This window comes from Vibrio sp. Vb1574 (genome assembly GCF_033338675.1).
On sequence record NZ_JAWOTC010000385.1, the window covers coordinates 1 to 1,112 of the forward strand.

At 51.6% G+C, this 1,112-nt stretch carries 1 protein-coding gene; it reads left to right on the plus strand.

What is annotated here, in order from left to right:
* Positions 1-1,112, plus strand: a 1,112-nt coding sequence (locus R7O12_RS26355; protein WP_318127021.1) for an iron ABC transporter permease, incomplete at both ends; no start/stop codon positions are given.

Below are 1,112 nucleotides of genomic sequence, written 5' to 3' on the forward strand. Positions count from 1 at the left end.
TGCGTTAATGGTGATGGGTATTTGGCTGGTATCAGCCTCAATCACTGCGGTTGGCATCATCAGTTTTATCGGCTTGTTAACACCAAACATCGCCCGTGCAATGGGTGCGAGAACGCCACGCGATGAACTCATCAGTAGCATGTTGCTTGGCGCTGCGTTGCTGCTTATCACCGATTCTGCGGCGATTTATCTCAGTTTGTTGTTAGAAGAAACCATCCCAAGCGGTGTGGCGGCGGCGGCCATTGGTGCACCTGCGTTGATCTGGTTTACTCGCAAGAAACTGACAGCTACGGATCAGCTGAACTTGTCGATGAGCCAAGGAAAAACGGCTCTATCGAACGCAGCAGTTTGGGGCATTGCAGTAATGGGGATCATCGGCATTCTGGCGTACTCATTTGTTACGCACGGTATCAGTGGTATTGAGTTTGCGATTCCTGGCGAGTTCCAATGGCAACTGCGGTGGCCACGCATGATCAGTGCGATTTCAGTAGGCGTTGCCCTTTCCATTGCAGGGATCATTTTGCAGCGCATCGTTTACAACCCACTTGCGAGCCCAGACATTCTCGGTGTGTCATCCGGCGCAACCTTTGCCATTATCATCACTGGTGTGATGGTTGGCTCTGTACTCGCCGCATTTAACTGGGGCGTCGCTTTTCTGGGCAGTCTGACCGTATTGATGCTGCTGCTCATTATCGGGAAACGCAGCCACTTTAACCCTTCTAATTTTGTACACTCGGGTATTGCCCTTAGCGCCCTATTACAAGCTCTCGTGCAGTTTGCGTTGGCGCAAGGCTCTGGGGAAAGTTACAAAATTTTGCTCTGGCTCACGGCCCCAACGTATCGCGTCACCAGCACACGTGCATTGCTGTTGCTTATCGCCGTGTTGGTGCTTTTAGCGATTGTATTTGCGTTGTCACGTTGGCTAACACTGCTTTCTATTGGTCGAGCGTTTTCTAGCGCGCGCGGGCTGAATCCATCATCTGCGAACACGATTTTGCTTGTTATCGTTGCTCTGCTGTGTGCCTTTTCAACGGCGACGGTCGGCCCCGTTTCCTTTGTTGGTTTGGTCGCACCACACATGGCGATGATGCTAGGAGCAAGAAAGGTCAAAG